Source organism: Actinomadura sp. CNU-125 (genome assembly GCF_001942465.1).
GTDB lineage: Bacteria > Actinomycetota > Actinomycetes > Streptosporangiales > Streptosporangiaceae > Spirillospora.
This window is the reverse complement of sequence record NZ_MKJY01000188.1, coordinates 41,232-61,232: the sequence shown is the minus strand read 5'-3', so window position 1 is coordinate 61,232 and position 20,001 is coordinate 41,232. Positions and strand designations below refer to the sequence as shown.

Below are 20,001 nucleotides of genomic sequence, written 5' to 3'. Positions count from 1 at the left end.
CCGCGGCCGGACGCCGGGACGGCGACGCCCCGCCGTTCGTCCGGCGGGGGCGTCGGGTGCCGGTGCCCGCGGGCGCCGGTGCGTGCGGTTACTTGGCCGTGGTGGTCGGAGCGTCGACCGCCTCGTCGTGCCGCCGCGGGTCGTTCAGCGCGCGGTCGATGACGGTCTGGCTGATGATCTGGCGCTTGCGCCGCTGCGCGGCGGCCAGCCGTGCGGTAGGTGTCATGCGATTCCCCGTTCCGCGGCGGGCCCTTCCCCGGCCCGCCGCAACCCCGTACGCCTTCATCTTTCCAGAGGAAGGGCCCCGGGGTATCCGTCGTAAGGAGGAATCTGGAGTCAGACTTACCGCGTAGACGGCTCTCGGCGGGAAAGGATCGCGTCGGCGGTGGTGCGCGCGATCGCGGCGGCGTCCCGCATCCGGACGGGCGTGGCGCGCGTGTCGGCACTGCTCTACCTGACGCCGCCCACCACGATGATCTGGGGCCGGGCCATGTTCGGCAGCACGCTCCCGCCGCTGTCGCCGCTCGGCGTGCTCGTCTGCGCCGGGGCCGTGACCGTGGCGCTGCGTGCCCCGCGATCAGGCGCGCAGCCGCAGGCCCTTCGGCGTCGGGTGGAAGCCCGCCGACTCCAGCGCCGCCGCCAGCGGCGACCCCGCGATCGCGCGCCGTCCGCGCGTTCCACGGTGAGTTTGCCGAGCGCGCCCTCCCGGACGGCCAGCGCCAGCGCGTCCACCGCCGGTTGCAGGACGCCCGAGTCGTCGTCCCAGGTCAGCAGCGTGCGGCCGCCGCGCTCCACGTAGAGGACCAGGCGGCCCTCGACCAGCACGACCAGCGCGCCCGCCTTGCGGCCCGGCTTGTGCCCGCTGATCGCCTCGTCGTCGCGCTGCGGCCACGGCAGCGCGGCACCGTAGGGGTTGGCGGGATCGGCCGCGGCCAGGACGAGCGCGCGGCGGCCCCGCTCGCCCCGGGACCGCGGGCCGGGCGCGGGCGTCTCCCACAGCGCGGACAGGTCGTCCGGCGCGGGGGCGTCGGCGGCCGGGCGGAGCGCGCCGAGCCGGTCCACGGCGCCCGGCAGCGCGAACTGCGCGGCGCCGAGGCCCTCGACGAAGTAGCCCCGGCGGCACCGTCCGCTCTCCTCGAACGCGCGCAGCACCGGGTAGACGCCCGCGAACCCGCCGGGCGTCCGTTCCGCCGCGACCGCGCCGCGGATGACGATGCCGTACCGCTCCAGGAGCGCCTCGGCCAGCGCGGTCGAGCGCAGCGTCGCGGTGCCCTCCCGCTCCGGCAGCGGCCACCAGCGGCCCCCGACCGTCGGCGGGCCGGTCCGCGACGGGAGCACCGGACGTGCCGCGCCGCGTCGTCCGGGACCGGTGCGTCGGCCGTCCCGATCCGAGCGCGGCGCGCAGCGGGGCGAGCGTGTCGTTGGTGAGCAGCCCCGCCCACACCAGGTCCCACACGGCGGTGACCAGGTCGGCGTCGGCGGCGGTGACCTCCCGGTTCACCCGGTCGGACAGCGTGCGGAAGAACAGCGCGCCGCCGTCGCCGAGCGCCGCCAGCGCCGCCTCGTGCACCGGCGTGATCGTGATCTCCGCCGGTTCGGGCAGCAGCAGCGGCGCGGTGTCGGCCAGGTAGAGCGCGACCCAGCCGTCGCCGCCCGGCAGCCCGCCCTGCCCGGCCCAGACGACCTCGCCCGCCGACGTCAGCTCGTCCAGCATCGCGGGGGAGTAGCCGGGGACGCGCGACGGCAGCACGAGCGTCTCCAGCGCGGACGCCGGGACGGCCGCGCCCTGCAGCTGCTCGACCGCCTGGACGAGCGCGTCCACGCCGCGCAACCGTGACCCGCCGGTCACACCGTGCCACGCGGGCAGGAACCTGCCGAGCGATTCCGGCGGGGACGGCTCGACCTCCGCGCGCAGCCGCGCCAGCGAGCGGCGGCGCAGCGTCCGCAGCACCCCGGCGTCGCACCACTCGTTCGTCAGCGGCCCGGCCACCGCCTCGACCGGCAGGAACTCGCCCTCGGCGACGCGCCCCGCGCCCGCCAGCCGCCGCAGCGTCTCCACGACCACGGCCGGGCCGAGGCCGAACCGCGTCGCGGCGGCGGCCGCCCGGAACGGGCCGTGCGTGCGGGCGTACCGCGAGATCAGGTCGCCGAGCGGGTCGTCCACCGGCTCCAGGAACGCCTCCGGATGGCGACCGGCAGCGGCGCGCCGAGCGCGTCGCGCAGCCGCCCGGCGTCCTCGATCGCGGCCCAGTGCTCGGCGCCCGCGATCCGCACCCGGATCGCCCGCCGGGACGCCTCCAGCTCGGCGAGCCAGTGCGCCGAACCCTCCTCGGAAGACCGCCGCGCGACCTCGGCCGTCGTCAGCGGGCCGAGGGCGCGCAGCAGGTCGGCGGCGCCCTCCAGGTCGCGGACGCGGCGGTCGGCGGCGAGCCGCTGCAGTTCGCGTTCGGTGTCGGCGACGACCTCCGGGTCGAGCAGCTCCCGCAGGTCGGCCTGGCCGAGCAGCTCCGCCAGCAGCGAGGTGTCGAGCGCGAGGGCCTGCGCGCGGCGCTCCGCGAGCGGCGAGTCGCCCTCGTACATGAACGCGCCGACGTAGTGGAACAGCAGGGAGCGGGCATAGGGGGACGGCTGCGGCGTCTCGACCTCGACGAGCCGGACGCGCCGCCCCGACACGTCCCGCATGAGCTGGACGAACCCGGGGACGTCGAACACGTCCTGCAGGCACTCGCGCATCGTCTCCAGCACGATCGGGAACGACGGGTACTTGCTCGCGACCGACAGCAGCTGCGCCGCCCGCTGCCGCTGCTGCCACAGCGGCATCCGCTTGCCCGGCCGGTTGCGGGGCAGCAGCAGCGAGCGCGCCGCGCACTCCCGGAACCGGGCCGCGAACAGCGCCGACCCGCCCAGCTCGTCGACGACGATCCGCTCGACGTCGTCGGGGTCGAACACCGTGACGTCCAGGCCGGGCGGGTCCTCCATGTCGGGGACGCGGATGACGATGCCGTCGTCGGCGTGCATGGCCTGCGCGTCCACCCCGTACCGTTCGCGCAGCCGGCCCGCGATGGCCAGCGCCCACGGCGCGTGGACGCGCGCGCCCAGCGGCGAGTGCACCACCATCCGCCAGTCGCCCAGCTCGTCGCGGAACCGCTCCACGACCATCGTCCGGTCGTCGGGGACGTGCCCGGTCGACTCGCGCTGCTCCGCCAGGTACGACACGAGGTTCGCCGCGGCGAGCCCGTCCAGCCCGGCCGTCGAGACCCGCCCGAGCGCGTCGTCCTCGGCCAGCCCGGACAGCTCCCGGGTGAACGAGCCGAGCGCGCGGCCCAGCTCGGCCGGGCGGCCGAGCGCGTCGCCGTGCCAGAACGGGAGCTTGCCCGGCTGCCCCGGCGCGGGCGACACCAGGACGCGGTCGGGCGTGATGTCCTCGATGCGCCACGAGCTCGCGCCGAGCACGAACACGTCGCCGACCCGCGACTCGTAGACCATCTCCTCGTCCAGCTCGCCCACCCGCGACGACTTCTCGCCGACGAGGAACACGCCGAACAGGCCGCGGTCGGGGATCGTCCCGCCGCTGGTCACCGCGATCCGCTGCGCGCCCGGACGGGCGTTGAGCGTGCCGTTCACCCGGTCCCAGACCAGGCGGGGCCGCAGCTCGCCGAACTCGTCGCCCGGGTAGCGGCCCGCGAGCATGTCGAGCGTCGCCTCCAGCGCCGAGCGCGGCAGGGTCGCGTACGGGGCGGCGCGCTTGACCAGCGACTCCAGATCGTCGACCGGCCACTCGTCCATCGCCGTCATCGCGATGATCTGCTGCGCGAGGACGTCCAGGGGGTTGCGGGGGTAGCGCAGCTCCTCGATCTCGCCGCCGCGCATCCGCTCGGCCACCACCGCCGTCTGCACGAGGTCGCCCCGGTACTTCGGGAAGATCACGCCCTTGGACACCGCCCCGACCCGGTGCCCCGCCCGCCCGACGCGCTGCAGCCCGTTCGCCACCGACGGCGGCGACTCCACCTGCACGACCAGGTCGACCGAGCCCATGTCGATGCCCAGCTCCAGGCTGGACGTCGCCACGACCGCGGGCAGCCGCCCCTCCTTGAGCGCGTTCTCGATCGCGGCCCGCTCCTCCTTGGACACCGACCCGTGGTGGGCGCGGGGGGATCTCCCCGGGGGCGCCCTTCGCGGCCCCGGCCTGCGCCATCGCCTCGGCGGGGGAGTGGTTCTCGGGCAGTGCCTCACCGGTCGCGCGCTCGTAGGCCAGCTCGTTCAGCCGGCCGCAGAGCCGCTCGGCGAGCCGCCGCGAGTTCGCGAACACCAGCGTCGAGCGGTGCGCCTCGATCAGATCGAGGAGGCGGTCCTCGACGTGCGGCCAGATGCTGCGCTGCCGCGGGTCGGCGGCGCCCGAATCGTCCACGAACTGACCGACCTCGCCCATGTCCTCGACGGGGACGACGATGTCGAGGTCGAAGACCTTGTCGGACGGCGGCTGCACGACCCGCGCGGACCGCGGGCCGCCGAGGAACGCCGCGATCTCGTCCGCCGGGCGGACCGTCGCCGACAGCCCGATCCGCTGCGCGGGCCGCTCCAGCAGGGCGTCCAGCCGTTCCAGCGACAGCGCCAGGTGCGCGCCGCGCTTGGTGCCCGCCACCGCGTGCACCTCGTCGACGATCACCGTCTCGACGCCGCGCAGCGACTCGCGGGCCTGCGAGGTGAGCAGCAGGAACAGCGACTCGGGGGTGGTGATCAGGATGTCGGGCGGCTTGGCGGCCAGCCGCCGCCGCTCGTCGGCCGGGGTGTCGCCCGACCGCGTCCCGACCCGGACGTCCGGTTCCGGGAGGCCGAGGCGGCGGGCGGCGTGCCGGATGCCGGTCAGCGGGGCCCGCAGGTTGCGCTCGACGTCCACGGCCAGGGCCTTCAGCGGCGACACGTACAGCACGCGGCACCGGCGCAGCGGATCCGCGTCGGGCGGCGGGCCCGCGGCGAGCCGGTCGAGCGACCACAGGAACGCGGCGAGCGTCTTGCCGGACCCGGTCGGCGCCACGACGAGCGTGTTGTCGCCGCCGGAGATGGAGTCCCAGGCGCCGGACTGGGCGGCCGTGGGCGCGGCGAACGCCCCCGTGAACCACTCGCGGGTCGCCGGGGAAAAGCGTTCGAGCACGTCACCGCCCATGGCGCCATCTTGCCTCGCGGGTCCGACAGAAAGCGCGGAGGTGGTGCGCGTCACATTGTAAGCAAGCGCTTGTAAGGGCAGTGTGGGCGGCGACCGTCCACTGGGAGCAGCCATGACCTACGCCCTCCTCGCCCTCGGGATCCTGTTCGTCCTGCTCGCCGTCAACGCCCATCGGCCCAGCAAGCACCCCCTGCTGCTGGTGCCGAGTTTCTTCGCGGGCTGGTGGTCGATCGAACTGGCCCCGCATCTCCTCGTCACGGAGATCGCGGCGCTCGTCCTCCTCGCGTGGAACGGGGGCCTGGACGGCTGGGCCGGCCGGACGGGCCTCGCCCTCGGCATCGCGGGAGCGGCGGGCATCGCGGCGACGATCGTCGCGTCCCGCCGGACCGTCGTCACCCTGCGGGAGTGCGGCATCCCCCTCGACCTGGACCCGCGGAACGCGCCCCGCTACCCGCGCTCCCACCTCGTCGTCCCGCCGCTGTGCCTGATCCCGCGCAGAGGCGTGCGCGTGGACCGCGACGTCGTGTTCCATGAGGACGGACGGTTGCGCCTCAAACTCGACGTGTACCGGCCGTCCGCCGACCCCACCGGGGAAGGGCTGCGCCCAGGGCTGATGCAGATCCACGGCGGAGCATGGATCATCGGCGACAAGCGCGAACAAGGTCTGCCCCTGCTCAACCACATGGCGCTCCAAGGCTGGGTGGGCTTCAACGTCAACTACCGGCTCAGCCCCCGCGCCACCTGGCCCGACCACCTCGTCGACCTGAAACGCTTCCTCGCCTGGTACCACGAGCACGCAGAGGAGTACGGCGCCGACCCAAACTTCCTCTGCGTCACCGGTGGATCCGCTGGGGGACACCTCACCGCGATGGTCGCGCTCACCGCGAACGACCCCGACTTCCAACCCGGCTTCGAGGACGCCGACACGTCCGTGCAGGGCGCCGTCCCGTTCTACGGCGTGTACGACTTCTGCGAGCCCGGCCCCTGGCCCGTCCCCTTCGGCTCCACCCGCATCATGGAACGGATGGTCGTCAAACTGCCGTTCGCCGAGAACCGCGACGCGTACGCGAAGGCGTCACCGGTCACGCACGTGCACGAGGACGCGCCGCCGTTCCTCGTCGTCCACGGCGGCCACGACTCGCTCATCCCCGCCCCCGAGGCCCGCCGGTTCGTCGAACGGCTCCGCGCGACGTCGCGCGCGCCCGTCCTGTACGCCGAGATGAAGGGCGGCCAGCACGGCTTCGACGTGTTCCCCTCCTACCGCACCGCCCGCGTCGTCGAAGGGGTCGAGCGCTACCTCACGGGGCTGCACCGGCGGCACCGGCGGCACCGCGAGGGCGCCGCGCCGGCCGTCCCCGCCGAGATCACCGAGTCGCCGGACGGGTCCTCGAAGGACGACGCCGTCGGATAGCGTGGGTGGCGTGCGGCTCACGGTGTTCTGGGAACGGATGAACGAACAGTTCGGCAAGGGCTACGCCGAGAGCGTGGCCAAGGACCAGGTCCTCGCCGAGCTCGGCGGCCGCACCATCGAGCAGGCCCTCGCCGACGGCGAATCCGCCAAGAAGGTCTGGCGGGCCGTCGTGGCCAGCTTCGACGTCCCCTCACGACTTCAGTAGGGACGTCCGCTCCTTCACCAGGGACGTCTTCGGCGCCCGCCCGACGACCCGGTGCGGGACGAACGACGACGTGTCGTCGGTGACCAGCCCCGCCGTCTCCCGGATGCCGATCCCGGCCGCGCCGTCGTGCACGACCCAGGCGCCCAGCACCGGACGCTGGCCGTCGAAGTCCGGCAGGCCGCAGAACTCCTGGAAGACGAACCCCTCCGCGCCGTACTCGCCCTGGGTGCGCTGCTCGCCGCCGTCCGGGGTCACGATCCGCATGCTTGCGCCCTCCCGGCCCAGCAGCGGCTTCTGCACGTACGACGTCAGGCCCGACGGCGTGTTCAGGTAGGTGGGCAGCAGGTTCGGGTGATCCGGGAAGAGCTCCCACAACAGCACCAGCAGCGCCTTGTTCGACAGCACCATCTTCCAGATGGGCTCGATCCACGACGTGGACCCGAACCGGATGTTGCGGCCGAACGGCTCCGCGACGATCCACTCCCACGGGTACAGCTTGCAGAGCGTCCGGATCTCCTGTTCGTCCAGATCGACGAACCGGCGCCGCGCCGCGTCCCAGCCGACGTCCTCCATGGCGATCGCCGTGCCCGCAAGCCCCGCCTCCGCGGCGGTCTCCTGCATGTAGGCGATCGTCATGACCTCCTCGCCGCTCTCGTCGTCCGTCGTCCACGCGAAGTGCGCCGAGTCCCCGTCCAGCCGGGGGACGATCTCCTTCCAGCGCTCGACCAGCCGTTCGTGGATCGAGTTCCACTGGTCGTCGTCCGGATAGACGTCCTGCAACCAGAACCACTGGACGACCGAACTCTCGACCAGCGCGGTGGGGGTGTCGGCGTTGTACTCCAGCAGCTTCGCCGGGCCCTCGCCGTCGTACCGCAGGTCGAACCGCCCGTACAGGTGCGGGTCGCCGCGCCGCCACGACTCCTCGATCAGCGGCGCGACCCACTCGGGGATGCCCAGCGCGTGGTACCGGCCCGTGGACACCACGTGCTCCACCACCTGCAGGCACATGTCGTGCAGTTCCTCGACGACCCGCTCCAGTTCGAGGACCTCGTCCATATCGAACACGTAGTGCACCGACTCGTCCCAGTAGGGGCGGCTCAGGTGCTCGGGATGCGCGGTCCGGTGGAACGCCAGCCCGTGCGACTCGACCAGATCGGCCCACCCGTTGCGCGGCGTCGAACGCTCGCGGCGCATCAGCTCCCGCCCCCGCCGCGGCCGCCGAACCCGCCCCGGCTCAGCGTCGTCCCGCTCCGGGACTTGATCGTGCCCTTCGGACGGCTCGACGAGCCGCCCGACACGTAACCGTTGCGGACGCTGCCGCCGTAGTACCAGTAGTACTGGCCGTACGAGCCGCCGTCGTCGATGTCGTCCCGGTCGCACTTGTAGTCGGACACCACTTTGCGTCCGCCGGCGTCGTCCCGGTCGACGCAGCGGGCGACCGTCGACTTCGAACCGCAGGCGACCAGCGTCACCGACAGCGCGCTCACCATCCCGACCTTCACGGCCCGGGACCTGAGCCGGCGGGCGGGCTCCTGTGGGGGCATGAGAGCACATCCCTTCGGCGTGATGGAGGTTTCAAAGAGATGAGACGCGACGAAACGGAGCCGGGTTCCCCCTGGAACACGCCAAAGCCGCGGTTTTCCGACCGAACGGCCGCCGAGTGCCGCGCCCCTCGGTCAGTCGGGCACCGGCAGGTGCGCGAACAGGTCCATCGCGTCCACCGACGAGGGCAGGTCGCTGACCTGGCCGTCGCCGACCTCGACCACGCGCCACCGGCCGTCCGAGCGGCGCGCCAGATCGGTGGTGATGAACCGGCAGCCGAGCGACCGGACGGCGGGCGCCACGTCGGTCACGTCCGGGACGGGCTCGACGTCCGGGCTGTCGGGATGCGGACCCACCAGGACCGGCTCGCCGTCCACCCACCAGACGCGGGCCTCGCCCGCGCCGACGTACTCCTCGAACTCGCGCACGACCAGGCCGCCCGCGAGGAAGTCGCCGCGCAGGGCGATCATCTTCGCGGCGACGTCGCGCAGGCGGGCGGCGTTGTGCACGTCGGGGACGAAGCACGCCTCGTCCCACTCGTGCTTGCACGACTTCACGTAGTCCTTGACGACGCCCGGACCCGCGCTCAGCGGACGTGCCAGCTCCGCCAGCTCGCCCGCCCCGCCCGGATCGCCGCCCGGCGGCAGCGGGCGCCACACGCTGTGCGGCGTCAGCCCGGCGAACGTGTCGTGCCAGCCCGGCAGCTCGTGCGCGCGCCGGTAGTCGTCCGGGTGCGTCAGCAGCGTCGCCCCGCGCGGCTTCAGCGCGGACGCCAGCGCCGCGTACTCGTCCGCCGCCAGCATCCACCCCCGGTACCAGACCGCCCCCAGGCCGTCCGGCACCTTGCGCACCGCCCCGTCGACGTCGCCGCGCTGCAGGGCGTCGTGGTCGATCAGGGAGACTCTCGCCGTAGTGGTCCCCGCACGGCCGCGGCCTCGCGGGTGAAGTGGGGGTCAACGCGCCGGGGGTGCAGCGGATCGACGCAGAAGAGGACGGTCAGCGTCATGATGGGAACCCCTCCGTGGACGCAGCCAGCGTACGGGGGCGCGGCCCGGACGCGCACGGAGATTCCGACCGAAACGCCGCACCGGATGATGATCGAACGAGTGTTCGGTAAGCTGGTCCCGGCCCGCGCCGTTGTCCACAGTCGCGCCGGGCGCTCGAAAATGTCGGCGGCCCACCGTAACGTCGCCCACGACATCGCAAGCAGCGGCCCGAGAGCCGACAGTCACGACGAATAAGGACATCTCATGGCAGCGAACGACAGGGAGAAGGCTCTCGAGACCGCCCTCGCACAGATCGAGCGGCAGTTCGGCAAGGGCTCGGTCATGCGGATGGGCGAGGAGGCCCGCGCGCCGGTGGAGGTCATCCCGACCGGCGCGATCTCCCTCGACATCGCGCTCGGCATCGGCGGCCTGCCCCGCGGCCGCGTCGTCGAGGTCTACGGGCCGGAGGGCTCCGGCAAGACCTCGATCGCGCTGCACGCCGTGGCCGGCGTCCAGAAGAAGGGCGGCATCGCCGCGTTCGTGGACGCCGAGCACGCCCTCGACCCCGATTACGCGAAGAAGCTCGGCGTCGACATCGACGCCATGCTGGTCTCCCAGCCCGACACCGGCGAGCAGGCGCTGGAGATCACCGACATGCTGGTCCGGTCCGGCGCGGTCGACGCCGTCGTGATCGACTCCGTCGCCGCGCTCGTCCCGCGCGCCGAGATCGAGGGCGAGATGGGCGACAGCCACGTCGGCCTCCAGGCCCGCCTGATGTCGCAGGCGCTGCGCAAGCTCACCGGCGCGATCAACCAGACCAAGACCACCGTCATCTTCATCAACCAGCTCCGCGAGAAGGTCGGCGTCATGTTCGGCTCCCCGGAGACGACGACCGGCGGCAAGGCGCTGAAGTTCTACGCGTCCGTCCGGCTGGACGTGCGCCGCATCGAGACCCTCAAGGACGGCACCGAGGCCGTCGGCAACCGCGTCCGGGTCAAGGTCGTCAAGAACAAGATGGCCCCGCCCTTCCGCGTCGCCGACTTCGACCTGCTCTACGGCCAGGGCATCAGCCGCGAGGGCGGCCTGATCGACCTCGGCGTCGAGCACGGGTTCGTCCGCAAGTCCGGTGCCTGGTACACCTGCGACGGCGACCAGCTCGGCCAGGGCAAGGAGAACGCCCGCAACTTCCTCAAGGCCAACCCCGACATGGCCGACGGGATCGAGAAGCGGATCAAGGAGAAGCTGGGCATCGGCCCGAAGGTCGACAAGGAGGCCGGGTCCGGGCCGGCGGACGCCGCCGCGGCGCCCCCCGCCCCGCCCGTCACCGCCGCCGCCAAGCCGGCGTCCGGCAGGAAGACCGCCAAGGCCAAGGCCGGTGATTCCTGACGGTGAATCCCACGATATGGGTGACTCCTGACGAAGAGTAGGCGATGATCTCGTATGTAGAGCGGCGGCGCCTGCCCCGGCACCGGCCCGCCGGTGCGCGGACCTTCCCCGATGGCGCCGCCGCTCCCGCGGCCCCCGCATGAGCGCGGACCCGCCCGACGGCGGCGGCCGCGGCCCGTCCCGTCCGGCCGCCGAGCCGCGCGACCCGGAGGCCCGGCCCGCGCGATCTGCCTGCGGTCGCTGACCGGGTCCCCGCGCACCCGGGCGCAGCTAGCCGACACGCTCCGCCGCAAGGAAGTACCGGACGACGTCGCCGAGCGGGTCCTGTCCCGGTTCACCGACGTCGGGCTCATCGACGACGAGGCGTTCGCCCAGGCGTGGGTGCAGTCCCGCCACTCCGGCCGGGGCCTCGCCAAGCGCGCCCTCGCCGCGGAGCTCCGCCGCCGCGCGTCGCCGACGAGACCGTCCACGACGCCGTCGAGGGCCCTCGACCCCGCCCGGGAGGAGGAGACCGCCCGCGCCCTGGTCGCCCGCCGCCTCCCCGCCACCCGCGGCGTCGACCCCGCCAAGCGGATGCGCCGCCTGGTCGGCATGCTCGCCCGCAAGGGCTACCCGCCCGGCCTCGCCTACCGCGTCGTCAAGGACGCCCTCGCCGCCGAAGGCGCCGACCTCGACGACCACCCGGACGAGCTCCCGTTCGACTGACGCCAGGACCCGAAGCGGTCCTGTGATGACGAGCGCTCACCCGCCGACACGCACCCGGATGGGCCCGGTCGGCGACGTGGCGAACTCGGCGGCGTCCAGGGCCTGGAGGACGGCGTCGAGACAGGCGGGCACCTCGGCGACCGCCGGGGGCGATTTGATGTCGTTGGCCGGGGCGCCGCGGACGCGGGAGTGAGGTTCCATGGGCCCGGACGACAGTGTGCGGTGCGGGTTTCGGACGTGGGGACGGCGGGGAGATCGTGTCCGGAATCAGCGCCTCGGAGCGGGTCCGAGGGAGATTCGGTTTTCGTCGGCGCCCGTGCCGTCCGGGGTGCGCGGCGTCCGGCGGCGGGGCTGCCTGCGGCGATGCAGGCTACGAGCGGGTAAGGAAGGCGTCACGTTCTCGCGCGGTTAGTCCGGAATGCCCCCTGTTTGCTTGCTCATTACCTCCATGCCGCTTACCGTTGCGGCAGTGAGGAGTTACTCCGCATAGCGCGGATTGCCATAGGACCGAACACGTTCGAGCAGCTGAGAGGCATCAGGGAGACGTTCGCCGAGCTGGATTCGGCCGGATCTCCGGGACGCGCGCGGCGCGGCCCGGTGATGGCGTCGCCGTGTCCCCGGTCGTCCGCAGGGCGCGAGTAAATCCTCGCTAGGCAGGGTCCCGAACTCCAGACGGGACCCGACGGCGAGGAAGGATCTGCCTCATGGAGAGCGTCCTGCTGGTTGCAGCGCTGCTGGTGACCGTGGTCGCTCTCGTCATAGTGAAGCCGTGGCGGCCCGGCGTGTCCGGAAAGGCCGCCGCCGAGATGGCGCGCGCGCAGAGCGAGGCCGACGAGGTCAGGACGAGCGCCAAGCGGGAGGTCCGGGAACTCCTCGAACGGGCCGAGGGCGAGGCGCGGCGGTTCGAGAGCGAGGCCCGCGCGGCGGCCGAGCAGGACGCCAAGGCCGTCCGGGACGAGCTGCGCGGCCTCCGCGAGGACCTCGAACGCCGGGAGGCGCGGCTGGCCGACCGGGAGCAGCGGCTGGACGGCGAGGTGCGGCGGCTGGAGGAGTGGTCCGGCCGGCTCACCGAGAGCAAGCGGGCGCTGGAGGAGCGCGGCCGGGAACTGGACGGCGTCGACGAGGAGCGGCGGCTCGTCCTGGAACGGACGGCGGGGCTCACCGCCGTGCAGGCGAAGGCCGAACTGGTCGCCTCGATCGAGAACCAGGCCAAGCGGGAGGCCATCCCGATCACCCGGGAGATCGAGAACTCGGCGCGGCAGGAGGGCGACAAGCGCGCCCGGAAGATCGTCACGCTGGCGATCCAGCGGATCGCGAGCGAGCAGACCGCCGAGTCGGTCGTGTCGGTGCTGCACCTGCCCGGCGACGAGATGAAGGGCCGCATCATCGGCCGCGAGGGCCGCAACATCCGGGCGTTCGAGACGACCACCGGCGTGAACCTGATCATCGACGACACGCCCGAGGCCGTCCTGCTGAGCTGCTTCGACCCCGTGCGCCGCGAGGTCGGACGGCTGACGCTGGAGAAGCTCGTCCTGGACGGGCGGATCCACCCGCAGCGCATCGAGGAGATCTACGAGCGCAGCAAGCGGGACGTGGAGCAGCTGTGCGTGCGCGCCGGGGAGGACGCCCTGGTCGACGTCGGCATCGCCGACATGCACCCGGAGCTGATCGCGCTGCTCGGCCGGCTGCGGTACCGGACGTCCTACGGGCAGAACGTCCTCAAGCACCTGATCGAGTCGGCGCACATCGCCGGGATCATGGCGGGCGAGCTGCGGCTGCCGATGGACGTCGCCAAGCGCGGCACGCTGCTGCACGACATCGGCAAGGCGCTCACCCACGAGGTCGAGGGCAGCCACGCGCTGATCGGCGCGGAGATCGCCCGCCGGTACGGCGAGCCCGAGGACGTGGTGCACGCGATCGAGGCGCACCACAACGAGGTCGAGGTCCGGACGGTGGAGGCGGTGCTCACCCAGGCCGCGGACGCCGTCAGCGGCAGCCGTCCGGGCGCGCGCCGCGAGTCGCTGGAGGCCTACGTCAAGCGGCTGGAGCGGCTGGAGGAGATCGCCCGCGACAAGCACGAGGGCGTGGAGAAGGTGTTCGCGATGCAGGCCGGCCGGGAGGTCCGGGTCATGGTGAAGCCGGACTCGGTCGACGACATCCAGGCGCAGGTGATCGCCCGCGACATCGCCAAGCAGGTCGAGGACGAGCTGACCTACCCGGGGCAGATCCGCGTCACCGTCGTGCGGGAGTCGCGGGCGACCGAGTTCGCCCGCTGACTGTCGGTTTCGGCTCCTCAGTCGCCTGTTTGGCCAAAAATTCAGATGTAAGACGAATGTCCGACAGGTGCCGCCTTGATCATCACAGGGTCGGCTCACCGGAAGGACATTCGTGAACAGGGTTTCCATGCTCGCCGGCGGCACCGTGCTCGCCGCCGCCCTCGCCGTCACCGGCATCGCCCAGGCCGCCCCCGACCGCCCCGGCGGCCGGACGGACGCGCTGATCCTCGGCCATCGCGGCGCACCGGGCCAGGCGCCGGAGGAGACGCTCGCCTCCTACCGCGACGCGTTGCGGGAGGACGCGGACGTCCTGGAGGGCGACGTCCAGCTGACGGCGGACCGCGAGCTCGTGCTCGTGCACGACGACACGCTCGCCCGCACCACGGACGTGGAGGAGGTCTACCCCGACCGGGCGCCCTGGAAGGTGGGCCAGTTCACGCTCGCCGAGATCAAGAGGCTGGACGCCGGGTCATGGTTCGACTCGCGGTACAAGGGCCAGCGGGTGCCGACCGTGCGGGAACTGCTGGACGTCGCGGACCGGCGGACCGGCCTCACGCTCGAACTGAAGTCGCCCGCGAACAGCCCCGGGGTCGCGACGCTGCTCGCCCGGGAGCTGACCGCGGCCCGGCTCACCGACGGCGCGACGCTGCGGTCGGGCGCCTACCGGGTGCACGTCCACTCGCGCGACAAGGCGGCGCTCGCGGAGTTCCACGCCGCCGCGCCCAAGGTGCAGCTGTCGTACCTGACCGGCGGGAAGATGCTGCCCGACGCCGAGCTGGCCGAGCTGGCGGGGTGGACCGTCGGGGTGTACGCGCACCCGCGCGCGACCAGCGCGTCCGACGTCGAGCGAGCGCACGACGCGGGGCTGAAGGTGATCAGCGACCCGGTGGACGGCCCGGATCAGATCTCCATGGCCGAGAACCAGGGATACGACTGGATCACCTCGAACTTCCCCGGCACGGCGCGGCGCGTCCTGGAGGGGGCGAAGCGGCCGTTCCCCGCGGCGAACGGCGTCGTGGTGGACAGCGTCTTCCCGAACCCGAGCGGCGACGACGTCCAGCCGGAGAACAGCGAGCACGTCGTCCTGCGCAACACCACGTCGCGGCCCGTGGACGTCGGCGGCGGGTACCTGCGCGACCAGGCCGGCAACCTGCTCGGGATCGGCCGGGGGTACGTGATCCCGCCCGGCAGCCTGCTGCGCGTCCACGTCGGCCCGGGCACCGACCGCGCCGACGCCTACTACAACGGGCTGACCACCGGGTTCCTGAACAACACCTCCGGTGACACGGTGTCGTTCTTCGGGGCCGACCACGCGCTAATCGACATCGCGTCCTACATCGTCCCCTGATCCGGCCTCGTCCGGTTCCGCCTCGTCCGGGTCCGCCTGCTTCGCCGCCGGTGCGCCCATCGTCAGCTCGATGGCGTCACGTCGCGCGGCTCGAAGCCGAGGACCTGCCCGTAGAAGGCGAGCTCCGACTCCAGGCACGTGACGATCGTGGCGGTCCGGCGGAAGCCGTGCGCCTCGCCCTCGAACGTCAGGTACGCGTGCGGCGTCTCGGCCGCGCCCAGCGCCAGCGCGAACCGCTCGGACTGGTCCGGCGGGACGATCGGGTCGTCCAGCCCCTGCAGCAGCAGGACGGGGCACGAGGCGGAACCGGCGCGGTTCAGCGGCGAGCGCTCCTCGTAGGCCCGCTCGAAGCCGGGCAGCGGGCCGATCAGGCCGAACAGGTAGTGCGACTCGAAGTCGTGGGTGCCCTCGGCGAAGCTCTGCAGGTCGGTGACGCCGAAGTAGGACGTGGCGGCGCTGAACACCGCGGTCCGCGTGACGGCCGCGAGCGTCGTCCAGCCGCCCGCGGAGCCGCCGCGGATGGCGAGCCGCTCCGGGTCGGCGGTTCCGCCGTCCACGAGCGCCTGAGCGGCCGCCACGGCGTCCTCGACGTCGACGACCCCCCACTGGCGGCTGAGCCGTTCCCGGTAGGTGCGGCCGTATCCGGTGGAGCCGCCGTAGTTGACGTCGACGACGCCGATGCCGCGGCTGGTGAAGTAGGCCCGCTCCAGGTCGAGGGCGGTGGAGACGCGGCTGGTCGGGCCGCCGTGGACGAACACGACGTACGGGGGCAGCTCGTCGGCGGGGCCCCCGGCCACCGGGTTGGCGGGCGGGAAGACGTACGCGTGGACGGGACGCCCGAAGGGGCCTTCGAGGCGTTCGGCGCGCGGTGCGGGCAGGTACGCGGGGTCGGGCACGTCGTCCAGTTCGGCCCGCAGCACCTCGGCGCGGCCCGTCGCGGTGTCGATCCGCACGACGGTCCAGGGGGTGTCGGGGCCGCCGCCGATGCCGACGATCGTGGAGCCGTCGGTGGAGAGCTGCGGCCGCCAGTCCGCGTAGGGGAGGTCGAGATCCTCCAGGTCGAGCGTGTCGGGGTCGTAGATCCCGAGCCGCATGTCGCCCTCGCCGTGCAGGACGGCCAGGCGTCCGTCGCCCAGGAGCGCGTACGGCATGCCGCCCAGCGCCCATAGGGGACCGGCGAACTCCTCTTCCGCAGGGTAAAGCGCCTGGGCGGACTCGCCGTGCAGGCCCACCTGGTAGATGTTCCACCAGCCGGGCCAGTCCGAGACGACGTACAGGGTGTCGTCGTCCGCCCACAGGGGGGCCAGGACCGATTCCTTGAGCCCGCCCTTGACCGTGCGGGGTGCGACGGCCTCGCCGTCCTCGATGGCCGCCACGCGCAGTTCCGTCCCGTCCCAGGGCATGCGGGGGTGGTTCCACTGCACCCAGGCGAGGTGCCCGCCGCCGGGGGACGGGACGGGCGAGGCGTAGAAGTGCGCTCCGGACACCAGCTCGCGGATCGCTCCGGGGTCGTCGGCGGCGCTCCCGTCGAGCGGCACGGCGACGATGGCGCGCCGGACGCCCGTGTCCGGTTCGCCCCCGCCCGCGTCGCCGTCGCCGTCGGCCGGGGCGGCGATGTGGCCCTCGCAGACGCACCAGACCTCCGTCCCGTCCGGGGACGGCACGTAGTCGGCGTAGCGGAGCCCGCCGGGGACGGCCGGTTCCGGGGTCAGCGGGTACGGCTTGGCGTCGCCCCCGTCGCGGGCCTCGTCGAGCCGGTAGAGCCGCTGGTCCTCGTAGTTGGAGAACACGACCGAGGCGCCGTCGGCGGTGCGCACCGGCAGGTACGACCGCCCGCCGTACTCGTGGACGCGCGTGCGCGCGTCCCACGGCGCGTGCAGGAGTTCCGTGCGGTGCCCGTCCCGCAGGCGGACGACCGTGTTCCGCCCGCCCTCCTCGGGGCGGGTCTCCTGCCACCACACGTCGTCGCCCGCGACGGAGGGGAAGGCGAGACGCAGCCGAGCGCGGGCGACATCGGCCGCGGAGATGGGAGACGGCCAGGAGCCGTAGGGAAGGGTCGCACGAGCGGTCATAACGGAATCGTCCCGCATACGGGGATCCATTGGGGCCATGACGGCCGGTTTGACTTCGGAAAGATATCCGTCGCCGCCCCGGTGCACACCGCGCCCGACCCCCTCTCACGTGCGAAGGGGCGCCGCCGGACGGTTCCGGCGGCGCCCCTTCGGCCGCACGCGGACGCTCGCGGACGTCTTCGCGGGCGTGCCCGCGGACGCCTACTTCTTCTCGACGTCCTCCGGTTCCATCCCGGGCGCCGCCGGGACTCCCGCCGTGGGCGCGACCGAGTGGGCGGCGGTCCGGCGGTTGCGCCGCAGGCGCGCCTCCAGCCAGGTCGCCACCGCGCTCAGCGACATGTTGATCCCGATGTAGATGATCGTGACGACGATGGCGGCGGCGAGAAGGTTGTGGAAGTTCGGGCCGACCACCTTGAACCCGGCGTGCAGCACAGGTCCTCGAAGGCGATGATGAACCCGAGCGCCGTGTCCTTCAGCAGCACCACGAGCTGGCTGACGATCGCGGGCATCATGGCCGTGACCGCCTGGGGCAGCAGGATCAGCCGCATGACCCCGTTCTTGCGCAGGCCGATTGAGTAGGCCGCCTCCGACTGCCCCTTGGGGAGGGACAGGACGCCGGCCCGGACGATCTCGGCCAGCACCGCGCCGTTGTACATGGTCAGGCCGAACACCAGCGCGGCGAACGCGGGGACGGTCACCACGCCGTAGTTGCTCTCGACGCCGAAGACGAACAGGAAGTTGTCCACGACGACCCGCTGCGCCTGCCCGAAGGGCGACTCGGCGATGACCGGGCTGACCAGCGGCGGCGCGAAGAACGCCAGGAAGATCAGGATCAGCAGCGGGATGGCGCGGAAGAACTCCACCACCGCGCCGGCCGGTACCCGGATCCACCAGTGGTCCGACAGGCGGGCGAGCCCGAAGACCGCGCCGAACAGCATCGCCAGCAACGACGCGACGGCCGCGGCCTTCAGCGTGTTCCACAGGCCCGGCAGGATCAGGTTCGACCAGACGTCGCCGCGCAGGAACGGGTCCCACAGCTCGGACCGGAACTGGTCGCGTTCGTTGAGCTTCCAGACGACCGCCGCGGCGACGGCCAGCAGCGCGACGATCGTGACGCCCGTCAGGATCCGGTTGCGGGCTTCCGCCTTCGGCCCGGGGGCGTCGAAGAGGACGTTGGCCTCTCTGCTCATCGCGCCACCGCCATTCGCTTGGCCAGCCAGCCGAAGAAGAACCCGGTCGGCAGGGTCATGACCATGAAGCCCGCCGCGATCGTCAGGAACAGCGGGATCGCGGGCGGCTGGTTGTTCGGGTCGTCGAACAGTTCGTACATCACCGCTGCGGCCTCCAGGTACCCGGCCGCGATCACCACGGTGGTGTTCTTGATCATGGCGATCAGCGTGCTGCCCAGCGGTGCGATCACCGTCCGGAACGCCTGCGGGAGAATGATCAGGCGGAGCGACTGGACGAAGGACAGCCCGATCGAACGGGCGGCCTCCGCCTGCCCGAGCGGGACGGTGTTGATGCCCGAGCGCAGCACCTCGCAGATGAACGCCCCGGTGTAGGCGGAGAGCCCGATGACCGACCACCAGTACAGGTTCAGGGAGTCCGTCTCGGAGAACTTGATCCGCAGGGTGGTGGAAATGCCCAGGCTGCACAGCAGCAGGACAAGTGTCAGCGGCGTGTTGCGCACCACGTTGACGTAAACCGTGCCCACGACCCGCAGCAGCGGGATGGGCGCGACCCGGAACGACACGGCGATCGTCCCGATGACCATCGACAGCAGCGCCGTCATCAGCGCCAGCCGGATGGTCCCCCAGAAGCCTTCGAGGATGCGGTCGCCGTTCTCGAAGACCGGGCCGAAGTCGAGGAGGCCGAGCAGGTCTTCCATGACACTCCAGCGTGTTCAGGGCCGGGCCGGCGCCCCGAGCGGACGGGACGCCGGCGCGGCGCGGCCGATCGGAACGGTCAGGCGCAGCCCTCGAACTGCGGAACCGTCGTCGTCGGCTTCAGGCCGGTGCCCCCGAACCACTTGTCCAGCAGCTTCGCGGCGGTGCCGTCCTCGTACATCTTGGTGACGGCCGCGTTGACGGCCTCGCAGGTCTCGGTGTCGCCCTTGCGCATGCCGACGCCGTACTTCTCGTCGGTGAAGGGGTCGTTGATGACCGTGAACTCGCCCTCCTGCTGCTTGGCGAAGCCGCGAGGATCAGGTCGTCGGTCGTCACCGCGTCCAGGTCGCCGGCCTTCAGCTTCGCGACGCACTCGGAGTAGCTGGAGGCGGGCACCGGGGTCGCGTCGATGTCGAGCTTGCCGTCCGGCGGCGGGTCGATGACCCGCTTGTAGGAGTTCGACCCGGCGGCCTGGCAGAGCTTCTTGCCCTTGAGGTCGGCGGCCTTCTTGATCGAGTCGTCGTCGGCCCGGATCATGGTGTCCTGGTGGGCGACGTAGTACGGGCCGCCGAAGGAGACCTGCTTCTTGCGGGAGTCCGTGATCGAGTAGGTGGCGAAGATCAGGTCGACCTGCCCGCCGGTGATGAAGGTTTCCCGGTTGGCCGAGCGGGTCTCCTTGAAGGTGATGCCGTCCTCGGGGACGCCCAGCTCCTTGGCGACGTACTTGGCGACGTCGACGTCGAAGCCCTCGACGCCGCCGCTCGGCGTCTTCAGGCCCAGCGCCGGCTGGTCGTACTTGACGCCGATCGTGATCTTCTTGCTCTCCTTGACCCGGTCCACGATGCTCTCCGCATCGGTGGCCTCGGTGTCGCTGCCGCAGGCGCTCAGCACCAGCGCGAGCGCTGCGGCCGCGCCGATGGCGCCGCCGAAACGACGTACTCGCATGTCTCTTCCTCTGCTTCTGTCGGGGCCGGTGGCCACGGGCTTGCTGTTCGCGGGTGCTCGCTGTTCGCGGGTGCC

General features: G+C 72.5%; 16 protein-coding genes and 2 pseudogenes. 7 read left to right on the top strand and 11 right to left on the bottom strand.

The features are described from left to right. Positions 1–88: 88 nt before the first annotated feature. Positions 89–226, bottom strand: a complete 138-nt coding sequence (locus BJF79_RS55670) for a hypothetical protein (RefSeq protein WP_158079255.1) — start codon at positions 224–226, stop codon at positions 89–91. Between the two features lie 351 nt (positions 227–577). Then, positions 578–5,164: pseudogene (locus BJF79_RS21975) on the bottom strand (ATP-dependent helicase). A 112-nt stretch (positions 5,165–5,276) separates the two neighbouring features. Here BJF79_RS21975 and BJF79_RS21970 point away from each other — a divergent pair. Then, positions 5,277–6,575 carry an alpha/beta hydrolase gene (locus BJF79_RS21970; protein WP_083733652.1) on the top strand — a complete coding sequence of 433 codons (1,299 nt, stop codon included), beginning with the start codon at positions 5,277–5,279 and terminating at the stop codon, positions 6,573–6,575. A gap of 10 nt (positions 6,576–6,585) precedes the next feature. Next, on the top strand, positions 6,586–6,780 hold the full coding sequence (locus tag BJF79_RS21965) for a DUF3046 domain-containing protein (protein ID WP_075900084.1): 195 nt from the start codon (positions 6,586–6,588) through the stop codon (positions 6,778–6,780). On the opposite strand, the gene BJF79_RS21960 is transcribed toward BJF79_RS21965, so the two are convergent. The 3 genes from BJF79_RS21960 to BJF79_RS21950 all read right to left on the bottom strand — a co-directional run bounded on the left by BJF79_RS21960 (position 6,766) and on the right by BJF79_RS21950 (position 9,173). Beyond that, positions 6,766–7,974 (bottom strand): glutathionylspermidine synthase family protein, encoded by a 1,209-nt coding sequence (locus tag BJF79_RS21960; RefSeq protein WP_075900070.1) that lies wholly within the window; start codon positions 7,972–7,974, stop codon positions 6,766–6,768. The two genes, BJF79_RS21965 and BJF79_RS21960, sit on opposite strands and share 15 nt — an antisense overlap. Beyond that, positions 7,974–8,324: a hypothetical protein gene (locus BJF79_RS21955; protein ID WP_262402391.1), complete on the bottom strand. Its 351-nt coding sequence runs from the start codon at positions 8,322–8,324 to the stop codon at positions 7,974–7,976. The genes BJF79_RS21960 and BJF79_RS21955 overlap by 1 nt, the downstream gene beginning before the upstream one ends. A 132-nt stretch (positions 8,325–8,456) precedes the next feature. Beyond that, on the bottom strand, positions 8,457–9,173 hold the full coding sequence (locus BJF79_RS21950) for an ATP-grasp domain-containing protein (RefSeq protein WP_262402390.1): 717 nt from the start codon (positions 9,171–9,173) through the stop codon (positions 8,457–8,459). A gap of 399 nt (positions 9,174–9,572) precedes the next feature. Between BJF79_RS21950 and recA the strand changes: the two genes are divergently transcribed. Continuing rightward, complete coding sequence (gene recA / locus BJF79_RS21940; RefSeq protein ID WP_075900064.1) at positions 9,573–10,694, top strand: recombinase RecA; 1,122 nt, start codon at positions 9,573–9,575, stop codon at positions 10,692–10,694. Between the two features lie 111 nt (positions 10,695–10,805). After that, positions 10,806–11,399, top strand: coding sequence for a regulatory protein RecX (locus BJF79_RS21935; protein WP_083733651.1), 594 nt, complete (start codon positions 10,806–10,808; stop codon positions 11,397–11,399). Positions 11,400–11,435: 36 nt separating this feature from the next. On the opposite strand, the gene BJF79_RS55665 is transcribed toward BJF79_RS21935, so the two are convergent. Next, positions 11,436–11,600: a hypothetical protein gene (locus tag BJF79_RS55665; protein ID WP_158079254.1), complete on the bottom strand. Its 165-nt coding sequence runs from the start codon at positions 11,598–11,600 to the stop codon at positions 11,436–11,438. A gap of 503 nt (positions 11,601–12,103) precedes the next feature. Here BJF79_RS55665 and rny point away from each other — a divergent pair. Next, positions 12,104–13,675 (top strand): ribonuclease Y, encoded by a 1,572-nt coding sequence (gene rny, locus BJF79_RS21930; protein WP_075900062.1) that lies wholly within the window; start codon positions 12,104–12,106, stop codon positions 13,673–13,675. A 112-nt stretch (positions 13,676–13,787) separates the two neighbouring features. Next, complete coding sequence (locus tag BJF79_RS21925; protein ID WP_143220082.1) at positions 13,788–15,023, top strand: glycerophosphodiester phosphodiesterase family protein; 1,236 nt, start codon at positions 13,788–13,790, stop codon at positions 15,021–15,023. A gap of 62 nt (positions 15,024–15,085) precedes the next feature. On the opposite strand, the gene BJF79_RS21920 is transcribed toward BJF79_RS21925, so the two are convergent. Further along, positions 15,086–17,095, bottom strand: coding sequence for a prolyl oligopeptidase family serine peptidase (locus tag BJF79_RS21920; protein ID WP_075900058.1), 2,010 nt, complete (start codon positions 17,093–17,095; stop codon positions 15,086–15,088). A 109-nt stretch (positions 17,096–17,204) separates the two neighbouring features. Here BJF79_RS21920 and BJF79_RS65740 point away from each other — a divergent pair, with 109 nt between their 5' ends. Continuing rightward, positions 17,205–17,450: a hypothetical protein gene (locus BJF79_RS65740; RefSeq protein WP_316043409.1), complete on the top strand. Its 246-nt coding sequence runs from the start codon at positions 17,205–17,207 to the stop codon at positions 17,448–17,450. Here BJF79_RS65740 and BJF79_RS21915 read toward each other — a convergent pair. From BJF79_RS21915 to BJF79_RS67125, 4 genes and pseudogenes are all read right to left on the bottom strand, one after another. Next, positions 17,425–18,285, bottom strand: a complete 861-nt coding sequence (locus BJF79_RS21915) for an amino acid ABC transporter permease (RefSeq protein WP_316043408.1) — start codon at positions 18,283–18,285, stop codon at positions 17,425–17,427. The genes BJF79_RS65740 and BJF79_RS21915 overlap by 26 nt on opposite strands. Further along, on the bottom strand, positions 18,282–18,983 hold the full coding sequence (locus tag BJF79_RS21910) for an amino acid ABC transporter permease (protein ID WP_075900056.1): 702 nt from the start codon (positions 18,981–18,983) through the stop codon (positions 18,282–18,284). The genes BJF79_RS21915 and BJF79_RS21910 overlap by 4 nt, the downstream gene beginning before the upstream one ends. 77 nt (positions 18,984–19,060) lie before the next feature. Further along, positions 19,061–19,354, bottom strand: a complete 294-nt coding sequence (locus tag BJF79_RS67130) for a transporter substrate-binding domain-containing protein (RefSeq protein WP_410050117.1) — start codon at positions 19,352–19,354, stop codon at positions 19,061–19,063. A gap of 200 nt (positions 19,355–19,554) precedes the next feature. Further along, positions 19,555–19,926: pseudogene (locus BJF79_RS67125) on the bottom strand (transporter substrate-binding domain-containing protein); the annotation flags it as partial. Between the last annotated feature and the right edge of the window lie 75 nt (positions 19,927–20,001).